Below are 15734 nucleotides of genomic sequence, written 5' to 3'. Positions count from 1 at the left end.
TCTCGACCAGATCGTCAGCTTTCTGAATGACGCCGATCCCTTGCTTTTCCGTGGAAAAGCGAGCAATGGCAGTTGCGCGCTGTTGCCATTTTCGGTTGCCAGTCGGAAGCATGTGGGAGTGGGAGACTGGCATGGCACGGGCACCGAAGGATTCGGAAGAGAAGATCCGCGAACGAAATACCCGGCTGATCATCAAGGCCGGCATCGAGATCTTTTCGCGAAAGGGCTTCGACGGCACCCGCATCGCCGAGATCGCCGAGGCGTCCGGCCTACCCAAGGCCAACGTCTACTATTATTTCTCCTCGAAGGAGGAGATCTACACCGCGATCATCGCCCACCTGCTTGCCGGCTGGGACGACGCGCTGAAATACATCTCCGCCGATCGCGAGCCGGCGGAGGCCTTCAGCCTCTACATCCGGGCGAAACTCGACTACACGCGCAAGAACATCGCCGAAACCCGGCTTTTCGCCAGCGAGATCATTCAGGGCGCCCGCTTTCTGAAGAAGAAAGACCGCCAGCACATGCGCGACATCACCGACAAACATGTCGCTGTCATCGAGGGCTGGATCGCCGCAGGCAAGATGCTGCCGGTGAATCCCCGCCACCTGTTCATCATGCTGTGGGCATCGACGCAGTTTTACGCCGAATTCGAGCCGGTGGCTGCCGATGGCCTGCGAAAGCCGCGCCTCAAGGCAGAAGATTACGACATGGCGGCCAAGACCATTGCGGAAACAGTGCTCCGGGGCGTGCTTCCGCCAAAATGATCGCCGCTCCGGCGCCGCCCAACATCACCAAAAATTGACGGCATCGGCCGATCCGCCGCCGAAAAGCGTGGTACAATCCAGGCGCTTGAAACGCAGCGATTGGATTGCCGATGCTCACCACGCTCGCAATGCTCTTCAGCCTCTCCAGCACACCGCTACTCGTTGCCGAGGCAGCCAGCAGCGAAGTGGATGTCAAGCTTGTGCTCGCCGTCGATACCTCCCGCTCCATGGATTTCGAGGAGGTGCGCATCCAGCGCGAGGGATATGTCGAAGCGCTCCGGCACAAGGAATTCATCGACGCAGTCCGCAACGGCCTGAACGGCCGTATCGCCATCAGCTATTTCGAATGGGCCGGCCAGGTCGTGCCGGGTTCGGTCATCGAGTGGACGCTGATCGAGACACAGCAGGATGCCATGGCATTCGCCGATGCGCTCGAACGGCGCCCCATCAACACGCAGCGAAGAACCTCGATTTCCGCCGCCATCGCCCACGGCGCGGCGATGATCGTTTCGAGCCCTTTTTCCGGCATGCGCCAGGTCATCGATGTTTCGGGAGACGGCACCAACAATTCCGGCAACCCGGTCGCCCCGACCCGCGACAGGGCGGTCGAGGCCGGCATCGTCATCAACGGGCTGACACTGATGCTGCGCCCGTCGGGTGCGCCCGGCGGCCTCGACAAATATTACGCCGACTGCGTCATCGGCGGCCCCGGCTCCTTCGTGCTGCCAGTCCATAAAATCGAGGATTTTGCCATCGCCGTGCGCCGCAAGCTGGTGATGGAGATCAGCGGCCTGCCGCCGCCGGCGGACATCCATAGGATCGCCGACACGGCAAAAACCGATTGCATGGTCGGCGAAAAGCAGTGGCAGGATCTGTTCGATCGCTGACAGACCGATGTTGCGATCGCGGCGCAGCCGTCAGGAGCTGCTTTCCAGCCGGTACCGGCTACCCGGATACAGCAGCCGCACCGATGTGACGATCCGCTCCGAAGACCAGGTGCGGCGGCGGATCAACAGGCACGGCTCGGAGCGCACGATCGCCAGGTGCTTGCATTCCCACGGCTGGGGAAGCACGGCTTCGACGAACTGCTCCGTATGGGAAATCGGCGCGACACTCGTGAGGTAGGCGTTCGGCGTGATCTGCGTAAAATTCTGGGCGAGATAATCCGGCGCCACCGCAGCGTTGACGAAACGATCTTCCAGCTGGATCGGCACGTCGTCCTCGTGATGCAGGATCACCGAGTGGAAAGCCGGCATGCCGACCTCGATCCCCAAAGCCTCGGCCAGCTCGTGACCGCAAATTTCCATCTGCGCCAGAATCACTTCCGGCGTGTGGACAGAGCCACGCTCGTTGATCTCGTCGGCAATGTTGCGGACGCCCATGAACGGAGCGCTTTTCTTCTTGCTGGCGACGAATGAACCGCTGCCCTGCACCCGGACGATGATGCCTTCATGGGCCAGCTCCCGCAGGGCGCGGTTGGCGGTCATGCGGCTGACATTCAGCGTTTCGGCGATCTCGTTTTCGGACGGCACGCGGTGATGGGCCGGCCACTCGCCGGTCTCGATGCGCTTCTTGATGTCCGCTTTCAGGCGCTCGTACAGCGGCATCTCGCGCGACCCGGAGGCTCGAATGATCTGATCGCCTTGCGGCATGCTCGCTTCTCCTCGGTGACACTCAGATGTGCTTACAAAATATGCATCGAAAATAAAGTCCAAAGTTTTCGCAACCCACTTGCCGAGGTTAAAAAACTCTGCCATGTTCCCTATACAACTTTTCAAGGTCAAGCAAATGTTGGAACCCAGATCTATCTTCTGCAGACAGATATTGCTCCCGGAGGGCTGGGCATCCGACGTGGTGCTGGGCATCGGAAATGACGGCAGGATCACCTCCATCGAGCCGCGCACCGCAGCGGCGGCGCCCCTGGAAGAAGCAGCCGGCCCGGTTGTTTCGGCCCTGCAAAACCTGCATTCCCACGCATTCCAGCGCGCCATGGCCGGTTTGGCCGAGATCGCCGGTTCTACGGACGACAGTTTCTGGACCTGGCGCGACACGATGTACCGCCTGGTCGGCCGCATGTCGCCGGACGATATTGAGGCAGTTGCCGCAAAGTTGTACAGTGAACTCCTCAAAGGCGGCTTCGGCCACATCGTCGAGTTCCACTATTTTCATCATGCAGCCGGCGGCAAGCGGTATACCAATCCTGCCGAAACCTCGCTGCGGATCATACGCGCCGCACAGGCAACCGGCATCGGCCTGACCCATCTGCCGGTGTTCTACGCTCATGCCGGTTTTGGCGGAACCGAACCCGGCGAAGGGCAGCGCCCCTTCATCCATGATGTCGATCAGTTTCTCTCCCTCCTCGATGCCCTGCAGCCGGAATGCACGGAGGCAGGGGCAACGCTTGGCCTGGCGATCCATTCGCTGCGCGCTGCAACGCCCGAAGAAATGCGGGCGATCCTCGCCGCCGAAAAAACCGGCGGCCCGATCCATATCCATGTCGCCGAGCAGGAACGCGAAGTCGAGGACTGCATCGCCTGGAGCGGGCGCCGCCCGGTGGAATTCCTGCTCGACGAGATGCCGGTGGATGACCGCTGGTGCGCCATCCATGCCACCCACATGACCGCCGAGGAGACCGCACGGCTGGCGCGCTCCGGCGCCGTCGCCGGCCTCTGCCCGGCAACGGAAGCCAATCTTGGCGACGGCATCTTCCCGGCCACCGATTTCGCCGCGCTGGGCGGCGCTTACGGTGTCGGCACGGACAGCCATGTCGCAACCACAGTCGCAGAAGAACTGCGCCTGCTCGAATACGGCCAGCGACTGCGTGACCGCCGCCGCAACCGGCTTGCCACCGGCGCCGGCGCCTCTGTTGGACGGACGCTGTTCGACGCCACGCTCAAGGGCGGCGCACAAGCGGCGGGACAGGGCGGTAGCGGCATTCGCGTCGGCGCACGCGCCGACCTCGTCGTCCTCGATGGCAATGATCCGTACATCGGCGTCGCCAAAGACGATCAAATTCTCGATCGCTGGCTGTTTGCCCTCGGAAACGGTGCGGTCCGCGACGTCATGGCCGGCGGCCAATGGGTCGTCCGGGAAGGCCGCCACAAGCAGGAAGAAGCCATCGACCGCGCGTTCCGGGAGGTTCTCGCCAAGCTCGTCTGAGCCGGACATTTTTCATCCACTTCACTTGAACAGCAAACAAAAGGGGAATTTCATGCTGAACTCCAAACTGAAATATACGCTGCTTGCCACCGCGCTGATGCTCGGCGGCTCGTTCACGAGCGCCAGTGCCGCATCCTATTGCGCCGACGGCAAGACCGTTACCTTCGCCGGCATCGACTGGGAAAGCGGCGCGCTGATCACCGAAGTCATGAAGTCGATCCTCTCCAAGGGCTACGATTGCAAGGTGGATTCGATCCCCGGCAACTCGGTGACGCTGGAACAGGCAACCGCAAACAACGACGTGCAGATCTTCGCCGAAGAATGGATCGGCCGCTCCGACGTCTGGAACAACGCCTCGGCCGCCGGCCAGGTGACCTCGGTCGGCAAGACCTTCGTCGGCGCTTCCGAAGGCTGGTTCGTTCCCGAATACCTGATCAAGGGCGACGAAGCCCGCGGCATCAAGGCCGCCGCTCCCGACCTCAAGAGCGTTTCGCAGCTCTCCGACCCGAAGATCGTCGAGCTGTTCAAGGATCCGGAAGAGCCGTCCAAGGGCCGCTTCCTGAATTGCCCGTCGGGCTGGACCTGCGAAGGCGTCAATACCGCCAAGCTCGAAGCCTACAAGCTGACCGAAACCTACGTGAACTTCCGTCCGGGCACGGGCACCGCGCTCGATGCCGCCATCAGCGCCGCCTACCTGCAGGGCGAGCCGGTGCTCTTCTACTACTGGAGCCCGACCGCCGTCATGGGCAAGTTCAAGCTCGTCCAGCTGGAAGAGCCGGCCTATGACGAAGCCTGCTGGAAGGAACTGACCAGCGCCACCGGCAAGCGTGAAGCCGGCTGCGCCTTCCCGGCCGTCGAAGTCGCTTACGGCGTCAACAGCACCTTCGCCAAGGAAGCGCCGGAAATCATCGAGATCCTCGAAAAGGCGACCTTCCCGCTGGAAGAAGTCAATGCCAGCCTCGCCTACATGGTCGACCAGAAGGCCGATGCCGTTGCCGCTGCCGAGCAGTTCCTGAAGACCAAGGGCGACATCTGGGGCACATGGGTTTCGGCCGATGCCAAGGCCAAGATCGAAGCCTCGCTGAAATAGTCTCAAGCGGCCGCGCGCATTCTTTTGTGCGCGGCCTCCTTTATGACGGCGTTGCCGCGACTGCGGAGCGACGCGGTGGGCCTGTCAGCCATTTCAAGGATTTGAGCGATGTTTCCAGAATCCCTGCATGTTTCCATACGTGAACCGATCAACGCCGCCGTGCAGGCGCTGGTGGTCAATTACGGCTTTGTCTTCAAGGCAATCTCGCACGCGATCCTGCAGGCGATCCTGTTCATCGAATGGATCGTTCGCGGCCTGCCCTGGTGGCTGATGATCATCCTGTTCATGGCGCTGACCTGGCAGGCGACCCGCAAGGTTTCGCTCGTCGTCGTCGTCGCCGTCCTGCTGTTCGTGATCGGCGCGCTCGGCCTCTGGGATCTCGCCATGCAGACGCTGGCGCTGATGCTGATGGCGACCCTGATCTCGGTGGCGATCGGCGTGCCGATCGGCATCTGGCTCGCCAAGAGCCGGCTGATGCGCAGCATCACCCTGCCGGTGCTCGACGTGATGCAGACCATGCCAAGCTTCGTCTACCTGATCCCGGCGATCATGCTCTTCGGCCTCGGCAAGGTTCCGGCCGTGCTGGCGACCATCGTCTACGCCGTGCCGCCGCTGATCCGCCTGACCGACCTCGGCATCCGCCAGGTCGACAGCGAGGTCGTGGAGGCGGCGACCGCCTTCGGCGGCAGCCCGCGGCAGATCCTCTTCGGCGTCGAGCTGCCGCTCGCCACACCGACGATCATGGCCGGCCTCAACCAGACGATCATGATGGCGCTGTCGATGGTGGTGGTCGCCTCGATGATCGGCGCCCGCGGCCTCGGCGAGCAGGTGCTCAACGGCATCCAGACGCTCGATGTCGGCAAGGGTCTCGAAGCCGGCCTCGGCATCGTCATCCTCGCCATCGTCCTCGACCGCATCACGCAGGGCTTCGGCCGCTCCAAGCTGGAGGATGGCAAAAATGGCTGAGATCGAAATCCGCAACGTCTACAAGATCTTCGGCCGCAATGCGACCGAAGCCATGGCCATGGCCCGCGATGGCGCCGACAAGGCCGCCATCCTGGAACGCACCGGCTGCAGCGTCGGCCTCAACGACATCAGCCTCAAGATCGGCGCTTCCCGCATCTTCGTGATCATGGGCCTTTCCGGCTCCGGCAAATCGACGCTGGTGCGCCACATCAACCGGCTGATCGAGCCGACCAGCGGCCAGATCCTCGTCGATGGCCGCAACGTGCTCGACCTCAATGCCCGCGACCTGCGCGAATTCCGCACCCGGCGCGTCAGCATGGTGTTCCAGAGTTTCGGCCTGATGCCGCACCGCACTGTGCTGCAGAACGTCGTCTACGGGCAGCGCATCCGTGGCCTCAGCAAGGCTGATGCCAATCCCATCGGCATGAAGTGGATCGAGACGGTCGGCCTGCTGGGGTATGAGAACAAGTTTCCGCACCAGCTTTCCGGCGGCATGAAGCAGCGCGTCGGCCTGGCGCGGGCGCTGGCGGCCGATACCGACGTCATCCTGATGGACGAGGCGTTTTCGGCGCTCGACCCGCTGATCCGCAACGACATGCAGGACCAGTTGCTGCAGCTGGAAAAGAACCTCTCCAAGACCATCGTCTTCATCACCCACGATCTCGACGAGGCACTGCGCATCGGCGCCGAAATCGCCATCCTCAAGGACGGCAAGCTGGTGCAGGTCGGTACGCCCAGCCAGATCCTCAACACGCCGGCGGACGACTACGTCGCCCGCTTCGTGCAGCGGCGCGCCGGCGCGGAGGTCGGTCATCATGGCTGATGCCGTCATTCTCGACAGACCACTGACCTGGAAACAGATCGCCGCAGTCGCCAACGGCGCGGCGCTCGCTCTCTCCGACCAGGCCCGGCAGCGTATCGTCGCCGCACGCGGTATCGTCGAGGCCTTGGTCGAGCGGGAAATCCGCGGCTACGGCATCAACACCGGCGTCGGCGCGCTCTGCGATGTCATCATCAGCCGTGAGAACCAGCAGGCACTGTCGCGCAACATCATCCTCAGCCATGCCTGCGGCGTCGGTCAGCCGCTGGAAAAGGCGGAAACGCGGGCGGTGATGGCGGCGCAGATCGCCAATTTCGCCCATGGTTATTCCGGCGTCAGCATCGAGGTGATCGATACGCTGCTCGCCCTGCTCAATGCCGACATGCTGCCGGTCATCCCGTCGCGAGGTTCGGTCGGCTATTTGACGCATGCGGCGGCAATTGGCCTCGTGCTGATCGGCGAAGGCGAGTGCCGCCATGGCGGCACGCTCATCCCCGGCGGCGAAGCATTGAAGCGCCTCAGCCTTGCGCCGCTGACATTGAAGGCCAAGGAAGGCCTCAGCCTCGTCAACGGCACGCCCTGCGCCACCGGCCTCGGCGCGCTTGCCGTCGCCCGCCTGTCGCATCTTCTGGACTGGGCCGACGCGGCAACCGCGATGACCTATGAAAATCTCGGCGCGCAGGCCGACCCGTTTGCCGAAATGCCGCTGGCACTGCGCCGTTCTCCGGGGTTGCAGCAGGTCGGCCGCAATCTTCGCCATTGGCTCGAAGGCAGTGCGCTGCTTGCCAAATCCGCCGGCAGCCGCACGCAGGACCCGCTCAGCCTTCGCGCCGTTCCCCAGGTTCACGGCGCCGTGCGCGATGCACTGGCCCATGTGATCGAAGTCGTGGATCGCGAACTGTCGAGCGTCACAGACAACCCGGTGGTCTCGGGTTCGGCTGCTGCCCCCGAGGTTCACTCGCAGGCGCATGCCGTTGGCGCGGCGCTGGGCCTTGCCATGGACAGCCTCGCGACGGCCGCCGCGGAACTGGCGGCAATCTCGGAACGCCGGATCGACCGTCTCGTCAATCCGCTGGTCAGCGGCCTGCCGGCCTTCCTGGCCGCCGGCAGCGGCGTCTGTTCCGGCTTCATGATCATCCAGTACACCGCCGCGGCGCTCGCCGCGGAAAACCGGCGCCTGGCGGCACCGGCAAGCCTCGACGGCGGCATCACCTCGGCGCTGCAGGAGGATATCCTGACGCACGCCACGCCCGCCGCCGACAAGGCGCTGGCGATCCTCGGCAACCTGCAGACCGTCCTGGCGATCGAAGTCACGGCGGCGGCGCAGGCCTATGACCTTCAGACGGGAACGGCCGCCAAGGCTGCCCGCACCGCAGGCCTCTACGATCTGGTGCGTGAAAACGTGCCGTTCTATCGTGACGACCGGCCGCTGAACGGCGAAATCGCCAAGATCCGCGCCCTGATCGAAACGACCGATATCGGCTCGCAAGGAGAGAAGGCATGAGTATCCTGCTGCGCAACGCCCGGCTGGCGACGCTGGCGCCTGACCTCCCCGGCCTCGGCATCGTCGAAAACGGCGCCGTCCTGATCGACGGCAGCCGCATTGCCTTTGCCGGCGAGGAACGGGGTGTCATCGTGCCGGCCGGTGCCCGGGTGGTGGATTGCGAGGGCCACTGGATCACCCCCGGCCTGATCGACTGCCACACCCACATCGTCCACGCCGGCAACCGCGCCAAGGAATTCGAAATGCGGCTTGCTGGTGCCTCCTACGAAGAGATCGCCCGCGCCGGCGGCGGCATCGTCTCGTCGGTCCGGCAGGTGCGCGAAGCCAGCGAGGCGGACCTGATCGCCGAAAGCCTGCCGCGGCTGGATGCGCTGCTCGCCGAGGGCGTGACCACCGTCGAAATAAAATCCGGCTACGGCCTGACCGTCGAGGACGAAGTAAAGATGCTGCGCGCCGCGCGTGCGCTGGCAGGACAGCGCCCGGTCGGCCTGTCCACCACCTATCTCGGCGCCCATGCGACCCCTGCGGACTACAAAGGCCGCAACGGCGATTTCATCCGCGACGTCGTGCTGCCCGGCCTGCAGGCCGCCCATGGCGAAGGCCTGGTCGATGCCGTCGATGGTTTTTGCGAGGGTATCGCCTTTTCGCCCAAAGAGATGCGGATCGTCTTCGATGCCGCGAAGGCCCTGGGCCTGCCGGTGAAGCTGCATGCGGACCAGTTGTCGAACCTGCATGGCGCCGCCCTCGCCGCCGAATACGGCGCGCTTTCCGCCGACCATCTGGAATATACCGACGACGAAGGGGCGGCGGCGATGACCAAGGCCGGCACGGTCGCCGTCCTGCTGCCGGGCGCCTATTATTTCATCCGCGAGACGAAGAAGCCGCCGGTCGACCTGTTCCGCAAACATGCGACGAAGATGGCGCTCGCCACCGACAACAACCCCGGGACTTCGCCGCTCACCTCGCTGCTGCTGACCATGAACATGGGCGCCACCCTGTTCCATCTCACGGTGGAGGAATGCCTCGCAGGCGTGACCCGCGAAGCCGCCCGTGCCCTCGGCCGGCTCGACAGCATAGGCACCATCGAGGCTGGCAAGCAGGCCGACTTGGCGATCTGGGACATCGAGAGCCCGGCCGAACTGGTCTACCGCATCGGCTTCAACCCGCTGCACCGGCGGATCTGGAACGGTCACCTGCCGGAGGACAAGGCATGAGCGTCTACGAAGTTTCGCAGGGCACCTCGCCCGTCATCCTGGCCTTCCCGCACACCGGAACCGAAGTGCCGCAGGACATCTGGAACAGGCTCAACGACAACGGCCAGATTCTCGCCGATACCGACTGGCATATCCACGATCTCTACGCCGGCCTTTTGCCGCAGGCGACGACGGTGCGCGCCACCTTCCATCGCTATGTCATCGATGCCAACCGCGACCCGGAAGGCACGAGCCTCTATCCCGGCCAGAACACCACCGGGCTGGTGCCGGAAACCGATTTCGACGGCAAGCCGATCTGGAAAGAAGGCGAAACGCCGTCGCAAGCAGATATCACCTATCGGGTGAAGCATTTTCACGCACCGTACCATGCGGCGCTGCTTGCCGAAGTCGAGCGAGTGAAGGCACTCCATGGTGTCGCCGTGGTCTATGATTGCCATTCGATCCGGTCGCTCATCCCGTTCCTGTTCGAAGGTCGTCTGCCGGACTTCAACACCGGTACCGATATCGGCCGCACCTGCGATCCGGTGATCGAAGCCGCCGCCGCCGATGTCGCCGCGACCGCCGAAGGCTACAGGTCCGTCGTCAACGGCCGCTTCAAGGGCGGCTGGACGACCCGCCACTACGGCAAGCCGCAGACCGGCGTGCACGCCATCCAGATGGAACTCGCGCAGATCTCGCATCTGGCGACGGAGGCGCCGCCCTTTGCTTATGACACGCAGAAGGGGGAGCGGCTGCGCATCCATCTGAAAGACATCCTCACACGCATCGAAGCTGTTGCAAACCAATTGAAGACGAAGGGGGAATGACATGAACAACCCACGCCACAACACCCGCGAAGTCCGCGCCCCGCAGGGCACCGAGCTGAACGCCAAGAGCTGGATGACCGAGGCGCCGCTGCGCATGCTGATGAACAACCTCGACCCTGATGTCGCCGAGCGCCCGCACGAGCTGGTGGTTTACGGCGGCATCGGCCGCGCCGCCCGCACCTGGGAGGATTTCGACCGCATCGTCGCGACGCTGAAGACGCTGACGGAGGAAGAAACCCTCGTCGTGCAGTCCGGCAAGCCGGTCGGCGTGTTCCGCACCCACAAGGATGCGCCGCGCGTGCTGATCGCGAACTCCAACCTGGTACCGCATTGGGCAACCTGGGAGCATTTCAACGAACTCGACCGCAAGGGTCTTGCCATGTACGGCCAGATGACGGCCGGTTCGTGGATCTACATCGGCACGCAGGGCATCGTTCAGGGCACCTACGAAACCTTCGTCGAGGCCGGTCGCCAGCACTATAATGGCAGCCTCAAGGGCAAGTGGATCCTCACCGGCGGCCTCGGCGGCATGGGCGGCGCCCAGCCGCTAGCGGCCGTCATGGCCGGCGCCTGCTGCCTCGCCGTCGAATGCGACGAAACCCGCGTCGATTTCCGCCTGCGCACCCGCTATGTCGACGCCAAGGCGCATACGCTGGACGAAGCGCTCGCCCTCATCGACCAATGGACCAAGGCCGGCGAGGCCAAGTCGGTCGGCCTGATCGGCAATGCCGCCGAAATCTTCCCGGAACTCGTCCGCCGCGGCGTCAAGCCGGATATCGTCACCGACCAGACCTCGGCCCACGACCCGATCCACGGCTACCTGCCGGTCGGCTGGACGGTGGCCGAATGGCGCGCCAAGCAGGAAAGCGACCCGAAGGCGGTGGAAGCCGCCGCCCGCGCCTCGATGAAGACCCACGTCGCCGCCATGGTCGATTTCTGGAACATGGGCGTGCCGACCCTCGACTACGGCAACAACATCCGGCAGGTGGCCAAGGAGGAAGGCCTCGAAAACGCCTTCGCCTTCCCCGGCTTCGTGCCGGCCTATATCCGCCCGCTGTTTTGCCGCGGCATCGGCCCGTTCCGCTGGGCGGCCCTGTCCGGCGATCCGGAGGACATCTACAAGACCGACGCCAAGGTCAAGGAACTGCTGCCCGACAACAAGCACCTGCACAACTGGCTGGACATGGCGCGCGAGCGCATCGCCTTCCAGGGCCTGCCGGCGCGCATTTGCTGGGTCGGCCTCGGCGACCGCCACCGCCTGGCGCTCGCCTTCAACGAGATGGTCAGGAACGGCGAGCTGAAGGCGCCGGTCGTCATCGGCCGCGACCACCTCGACTCCGGCTCGGTCGCCTCGCCGAACCGCGAGACGGAAGCGATGAAGGACGGCTCCGATGCCGTTTCCGACTGGCCGCTGCTGAACGCCCTGCTCAACACCGCCTCGGGCGCCACCTGGGTGTCACTGCATCACGGCGGCGGCGTCGGCATGGGCTTCTCGCAGCATTCGGGCGTCGTCATCTGCGCCGACGGCTCGGACGATGCAGCCAAGCGCCTCGAACGGGTTCTGTGGAACGACCCGGCCACCGGCGTTATGCGCCATGCCGATGCGGGCTACGAGATCGCCCTCGAATGCGCCAAGGAAAAGGGCCTGCGCCTGCCGGGCATCCTCGGCAACTGACCACGCGAAAGGGACCGGATACGATGCGCATTCTGCGGGCAGCAGATCACAAGGCGATGCCGTGGAAGAACGGCGGCGGCGTCACCCGCGAGGTGGCGCTGGCGCCCGCAGAGGGAGCCGCCTTTCTCTGGCGGCTCAGCCTTGCGACCATTCGCGAATCCGGTCCCTTTTCCAGCTTTGCGGGGATAGACCGCACCATTGTCGCGCTGCGCGGTAATGCCGTCGACCTCACGGTGGACGGTGCCCTTGCCACCTGCCTCACTGCGGCGGGTGAGCCCTTTGCTTTTGCCGGTGAAGCCGCCGTCGAGGCACAGGTCGGCGAAGGCGAAACCACCGACCTCAACATCATGACGCTCCGCGGCCGCGCCCGCCATGTGATGAAGCGTCTTGCCTGGTCGGGCGCGTTGCAGTTGACCGGCGAGCATTCGACCACCGCGCTGGTTTTCACCGGGCCGGTGACGGTCGATGCTTCCGGCAACGACCATGCGCTGGCAGCCGACGATGCGATCGTCGATATCCTGCCCGGGGAAACGTTGGCACTGACCAGCGCTTCGCCCGCCGTCGCCTACCTGATCGGCATCGACATTCCGGGCGCATAACCCCTGCCCGCCTCCTCCATCATCCAGTCGATCACCGTCTCCAGCGAATTCGACTTGCGATACCGCGGCCGCACCAGGAAAAAATCCGCCCGTCCGCGCAGGCAATGGTCGTAGAGTTGTTGCAGCCGCCCATCCTCGATATCCCGCGCGACAAAATGGCGGTTGGCGAGGACGATGCCCTGCCCGGCAATCGCCGCCTCGATGGCATGTGCCGTCTGATTGAAGCTCATGCCCTTGAACGGGGCATCGGTACTCCCGCCTAGATATTTGTCGATGAATTCCGGCCAAAAACTGTGGGCGTCGTGCAGCAGCGTAAAACCTGACAGTTCGGTCGCCGTGGTTGGCGGCTGGCGTCCGTTGAGCAGCATCGGACTGCAGACGGCGACGATTTCCTGCTCGAACAGAAGATCGACGGCAAGCCCCGGCCCGAACGGCGGGCGGCCATAACGCACGGCGAGATCGACACCATCGGCCTGAAAGCTCGACATGCGCTCCGTCGCCAGCAGGCGCAGGTCGAGATCGGGATGACGGGCGGTAAAATCCGCAAGCCGCGGCACAAGCCACTTCGAGGCGAATGTCGGCGTGACGCTGATGGTCAGCCGTACCGGTTGCGGTTTCAGGTGTTCGGTTGCCTGGGCGATGATTTCCAGCGCCCGGCGGATATCGGCAATGTAGGCGCGCCCTTCGCCGGTCAGTGCCAGCGTGCGCGGTAGGCGTTCGAAGAGCTTTATCCCCAACTCCGCTTCCAGCCCGCGAACCTGCTGCGCCACGGCGCCCTGCGTGACGCCCAATTCTTCGGCCGCCAGGCGAAAATTCAGGTGGCGCGCCGCGACTTCGAAGACGCGCAGGCCGTTCAGCGACGGAAGTCTTTTCGATGAGAGATCATTCATGCGATAGTTTTTCTACAGTCAAATGAAACAGCAACTGGCTCGTACGCAGCCATCGGCAATGCTATGACAGGACATCCAGACAGGCAACGCGTTCGGCAGTGCCGACCGCCCAGGGAAAGGCGAAACAGATGTCAGTAGAAAAGGTAGCGATTGTCACGGCAGGCGGCAGCGGCATGGGCGCGGAAACGGCGAGACGCCTTGCCGCCGACGGTTTCAAGGTCGCGATCCTCTCCTCCTCCGGCAAGGGTGAGGCCCTGGCGCAAGAACTGGGCGGCATCGGCATCACCGGTTCCAACCAGTCGAACGACGATCTCAAGCGGCTGGTCGACGCGACGATGGAACGCTGGGGCCGCATCGACGTGCTGGTCAACAGTGCCGGCCACGGCCCGCGCGCCCAGATCATCGAGATCACCGACGAGCAGTGGCACACCGGCCTCGACGTCTACCTGATGAACGTCATCCGCGCCGTGCGCCTCGTCACGCCGATCATGCAGGCGCAGAAATCCGGCTCGATCGTCAACATTTCTACAGCCTGGGCATTCGAGCCGTCGTCGATGTTCCCGACCTCGGCGGTTTTCCGCGCCGGCCTTGCCGCCTACACCAAGATTTTCGCCGATACCTATGCCGGCGACAACGTGCGGATGAACAACGTGCTGCCCGGCTGGATCGACAGCCTGCCCTCCACCGACGAGCGCCGCGACAGCGTGCCGATGAAGCGTTACGGCACCAGCGCCGAAATCGCTGCAACCGTCGCCTTCCTGGCGTCGGAAGGCGCCGGTTACATCACCGGGCAGAATCTCAAGGTCGATGGCGGCCTCACCCGGTCGGTCTGACGGCCGAAAAGATCTGGCCGCCTGATTACATGCGGTGTGGCGACGTCAAAACATCGCCACATCCAGAACCGCCTGGGCAAACGCCTACGGCGCTTCCTGCGGCAGGTTGTGGTCTATGCCGCCGGTGACGGTGCGGTGTGCGTAGCGCATCCGGCCGGCGGGATACGTTTCGATACAATGCAGCTTGGATCTTTCAGGGCATCGAGATCGGCGTACGAACACGCTGACCGGCGACGCGTGCCAGGATCGCGATGATCGCGAAGGCCACCCCGAGAGCGCTGACCGCTGGCCAGCCGCCATGCGCCCAGGCGAAAGCGGAACCGGCCGAACCGAGCGAACCGCCGAGGAACATCCCCGTCATGAAGATGGTGTTGAGCCGGCTGCGGGCATTGGCATCCAGCGCAAAGATCAGGTGCTGGTTGGAGACCAGCGCGCTCTGTATGCCGAAATCCAGGACGATGACGCCGATCACCAGCGCCGCGATGGACGCCCACAGCCCGAAGACGAACCAGGCCAGCACGGTCAGGATCGCGCCGGCCCAGACGACGAAATGGGGGCCGCGCCGATCGGCAATCCTGCCGGCAAGCGGCGCCGCGACGATGCCGATGGCGCCAACCAGGCCGAAGAGGCCGGCAATGTCCGCGCCGAGGCCAAAGGACGGGCCTTGCAGATACAGCGCCAGCACCGTCCAGAATGCCGTAAACGAGGCAAACAACATGGCCTGCACGAAGGTGGCAACCCGCAATGCCGGATGGCGTTTCCACAACGCGACAAGTGAGCGCATCGCCTGCGGATAAGAAAGCGGCGACATTGCCCGGTGGCGCGGCAGGGTCGCAAACATCAGGCCGGCACCGGAAAGGGCAAGCGGCACGCCGATCCAGAACATCTCACGCCAGCCGGCATATTCGCCGACGAAACCGGACAGCGTCCGGCTGAGCAGGATGCCGGAGAGCACACCGGCCATGACCAGACCGATGGTCGCGCCGCGCTTTTCCGGCGCCGCAAGTGCGGCGGCGAACGGCACGATCTGCTGCGCCACGGTGGCGCTGGCGCCGACGACGAGCGAGGCACCGACCAGCAGCAGCGCCGAAGGCGCCGTCGCTGCCAGCACCAGGGAGGCGGCGAGGATCACGAACTGGACAATGATCAGCCGACGCCGGTCGACGAGATCTCCCAGCGGCAGCAGCAGGAAGAGCCCGAGCGCATATCCCAGTTGGGTAGCGGTCGGCACGATGCCGGCGGCGGCCGCCTGGCCGAACTCGGCCTCGATAAGCCCGAGCATCGGCTGGTTGTAATAGATATTGGCGACGGCAAGCCCTGCCGCCACGGCCATGGACAATAGCCCGCCCTTGCCGATGGCGGCGCCCGCCGCATCGGCATTCATTCGGATGGTGGTCATGATGGTTTCTTTCGA

Annotated in this window: 15 protein-coding genes; 12 read left to right on the top strand and 3 right to left on the bottom strand. The window is 64.3% G+C overall.

The window, feature by feature from the left end:
- Nucleotides 1–131: 131 nt before the first annotated feature.
- Together ACSQ3I_RS21080 and ACSQ3I_RS21075 are read left to right on the top strand one after the other, a co-directional pair.
- Complete coding sequence (locus tag ACSQ3I_RS21080; protein WP_436002089.1) at nt 132–764, top strand: TetR family transcriptional regulator C-terminal domain-containing protein; 633 nt, start codon at nt 132–134, stop codon at nt 762–764.
- A 110-nt stretch (nt 765–874) separates the two neighbouring features.
- Complete coding sequence (locus ACSQ3I_RS21075) at nt 875–1651, top strand: DUF1194 domain-containing protein (RefSeq protein WP_436002087.1); 777 nt, start codon at nt 875–877, stop codon at nt 1649–1651.
- A gap of 30 nt (nt 1652–1681) precedes the next feature.
- On the opposite strand, the gene hutC is transcribed toward ACSQ3I_RS21075, so the two are convergent.
- On the bottom strand, nt 1682–2416 hold the full coding sequence (gene hutC / locus ACSQ3I_RS21070; RefSeq protein WP_436002085.1) for a histidine utilization repressor: 735 nt from the start codon (nt 2414–2416) through the stop codon (nt 1682–1684).
- A 136-nt stretch (nt 2417–2552) separates the two neighbouring features.
- On the opposite strand from hutC, the gene hutF reads away from it, so the two are divergent.
- From hutF to ACSQ3I_RS21025, 9 genes are all read left to right on the top strand, one after another.
- Nucleotides 2553–3923 carry a formimidoylglutamate deiminase gene (hutF, locus tag ACSQ3I_RS21065; protein WP_436002083.1) on the top strand — a complete coding sequence of 457 codons (1371 nt, stop codon included), beginning with the start codon at nt 2553–2555 and terminating at the stop codon, nt 3921–3923.
- 52 nt (nt 3924–3975) lie between these two features.
- A complete protein-coding gene (locus tag ACSQ3I_RS21060) occupies nt 3976–5013 on the top strand; it encodes an ABC transporter substrate-binding protein (protein ID WP_436002081.1) in 1038 nt (345 codons plus the stop codon).
- A 108-nt stretch (nt 5014–5121) separates the two neighbouring features.
- Nucleotides 5122–5979 carry an ABC transporter permease gene (locus ACSQ3I_RS21055; RefSeq protein WP_436002079.1) on the top strand — a complete coding sequence of 286 codons (858 nt, stop codon included), beginning with the start codon at nt 5122–5124 and terminating at the stop codon, nt 5977–5979.
- Nucleotides 5972–6802 (top strand): quaternary amine ABC transporter ATP-binding protein, encoded by an 831-nt coding sequence (locus ACSQ3I_RS21050; protein WP_436002077.1) that lies wholly within the window; start codon nt 5972–5974, stop codon nt 6800–6802. The genes ACSQ3I_RS21055 and ACSQ3I_RS21050 overlap by 8 nt, the downstream gene beginning before the upstream one ends.
- Nucleotides 6795–8303: an HAL/PAL/TAL family ammonia-lyase gene (locus tag ACSQ3I_RS21045; protein ID WP_436002075.1), complete on the top strand. Its 1509-nt coding sequence runs from the start codon at nt 6795–6797 to the stop codon at nt 8301–8303. Before ACSQ3I_RS21050 ends, ACSQ3I_RS21045 begins: the two co-directional genes overlap by 8 nt.
- Complete coding sequence (gene hutI, locus ACSQ3I_RS21040) at nt 8300–9517, top strand: imidazolonepropionase (RefSeq protein WP_436002073.1); 1218 nt, start codon at nt 8300–8302, stop codon at nt 9515–9517. The genes ACSQ3I_RS21045 and hutI overlap by 4 nt, the downstream gene beginning before the upstream one ends.
- Nucleotides 9514–10323 carry an N-formylglutamate deformylase gene (hutG, locus tag ACSQ3I_RS21035; protein ID WP_436002072.1) on the top strand — a complete coding sequence of 270 codons (810 nt, stop codon included), beginning with the start codon at nt 9514–9516 and terminating at the stop codon, nt 10321–10323. Before hutI ends, hutG begins: the two co-directional genes overlap by 4 nt.
- A 1-nt stretch (nt 10324) precedes the next feature.
- A complete protein-coding gene (gene hutU, locus ACSQ3I_RS21030) occupies nt 10325–11998 on the top strand; it encodes a urocanate hydratase (protein WP_436002070.1) in 1674 nt (557 codons plus the stop codon).
- 23 nt (nt 11999–12021) lie between these two features.
- Entirely contained in the window at nt 12022–12597 is a 576-nt protein-coding gene (locus ACSQ3I_RS21025) for a HutD/Ves family protein (protein ID WP_436002068.1), read from the top strand.
- On the opposite strand, the gene gcvA is transcribed toward ACSQ3I_RS21025, so the two are convergent.
- Nucleotides 12564–13487, bottom strand: coding sequence for a transcriptional regulator GcvA (gene gcvA, locus ACSQ3I_RS21020; protein WP_436002066.1), 924 nt, complete (start codon nt 13485–13487; stop codon nt 12564–12566). The genes ACSQ3I_RS21025 and gcvA overlap by 34 nt on opposite strands.
- Nucleotides 13488–13615: 128 nt before the next feature.
- Here gcvA and ACSQ3I_RS21015 point away from each other — a divergent pair, with 128 nt between their 5' ends.
- Nucleotides 13616–14320, top strand: coding sequence for an SDR family oxidoreductase (locus ACSQ3I_RS21015; RefSeq protein ID WP_436002064.1), 705 nt, complete (start codon nt 13616–13618; stop codon nt 14318–14320).
- A 193-nt stretch (nt 14321–14513) separates the two neighbouring features.
- Here the strand turns inward: ACSQ3I_RS21015 and ACSQ3I_RS21010 are convergent, their stop codons facing one another.
- A complete protein-coding gene (locus ACSQ3I_RS21010; RefSeq protein ID WP_436002062.1) occupies nt 14514–15719 on the bottom strand; it encodes an MFS transporter in 1206 nt (401 codons plus the stop codon).
- Nucleotides 15720–15734: the final 15 nt, after the last annotated feature.

The sequence above is a fragment of the Rhizobium sp. LjRoot30 genome, from assembly GCF_964253915.1.
In the GTDB taxonomy this organism is placed as follows: Bacteria; Pseudomonadota; Alphaproteobacteria; order Rhizobiales; family Rhizobiaceae; genus Metarhizobium.
The sequence above is the reverse complement of the archived record's forward strand: the minus strand, read 5'-3'. Positions and strand labels throughout refer to the sequence as shown.

What these genes read in the sequence shown, in the direction of transcription:
- ACSQ3I_RS21080 (WP_436002089.1), top strand. Translation starts at nt 132, where the DNA reads ATGGCACGGGCACCGAAGGATTCGGAAGAGAAGATCCGCGAACGAAAT.
- ACSQ3I_RS21075 (WP_436002087.1), top strand. Translation starts at nt 875, where the DNA reads ATGCTCACCACGCTCGCAATGCTCTTCAGCCTCTCCAGCACACCGCTA.
- hutC (WP_436002085.1), bottom strand. Translation starts at nt 2,416, where the DNA reads ATGCCGCAAGGCGATCAGATCATTCGAGCCTCCGGGTCGCGCGAGATG.
- hutF (WP_436002083.1), top strand. Translation starts at nt 2,553, where the DNA reads ATGTTGGAACCCAGATCTATCTTCTGCAGACAGATATTGCTCCCGGAG.
- ACSQ3I_RS21060 (WP_436002081.1), top strand. Translation starts at nt 3,976, where the DNA reads ATGCTGAACTCCAAACTGAAATATACGCTGCTTGCCACCGCGCTGATG.
- ACSQ3I_RS21055 (WP_436002079.1), top strand. Translation starts at nt 5,122, where the DNA reads ATGTTTCCAGAATCCCTGCATGTTTCCATACGTGAACCGATCAACGCC.
- ACSQ3I_RS21050 (WP_436002077.1), top strand. Translation starts at nt 5,972, where the DNA reads ATGGCTGAGATCGAAATCCGCAACGTCTACAAGATCTTCGGCCGCAAT.
- ACSQ3I_RS21045 (WP_436002075.1), top strand. Translation starts at nt 6,795, where the DNA reads ATGGCTGATGCCGTCATTCTCGACAGACCACTGACCTGGAAACAGATC.
- hutI (WP_436002073.1), top strand. Translation starts at nt 8,300, where the DNA reads ATGAGTATCCTGCTGCGCAACGCCCGGCTGGCGACGCTGGCGCCTGAC.
- hutG (WP_436002072.1), top strand. Translation starts at nt 9,514, where the DNA reads ATGAGCGTCTACGAAGTTTCGCAGGGCACCTCGCCCGTCATCCTGGCC.
- hutU (WP_436002070.1), top strand. Translation starts at nt 10,325, where the DNA reads ATGAACAACCCACGCCACAACACCCGCGAAGTCCGCGCCCCGCAGGGC.
- ACSQ3I_RS21025 (WP_436002068.1), top strand. Translation starts at nt 12,022, where the DNA reads ATGCGCATTCTGCGGGCAGCAGATCACAAGGCGATGCCGTGGAAGAAC.
- gcvA (WP_436002066.1), bottom strand. Translation starts at nt 13,487, where the DNA reads ATGAATGATCTCTCATCGAAAAGACTTCCGTCGCTGAACGGCCTGCGC.
- ACSQ3I_RS21015 (WP_436002064.1), top strand. Translation starts at nt 13,616, where the DNA reads ATGTCAGTAGAAAAGGTAGCGATTGTCACGGCAGGCGGCAGCGGCATG.
- ACSQ3I_RS21010 (WP_436002062.1), bottom strand. Translation starts at nt 15,719, where the DNA reads ATGACCACCATCCGAATGAATGCCGATGCGGCGGGCGCCGCCATCGGC.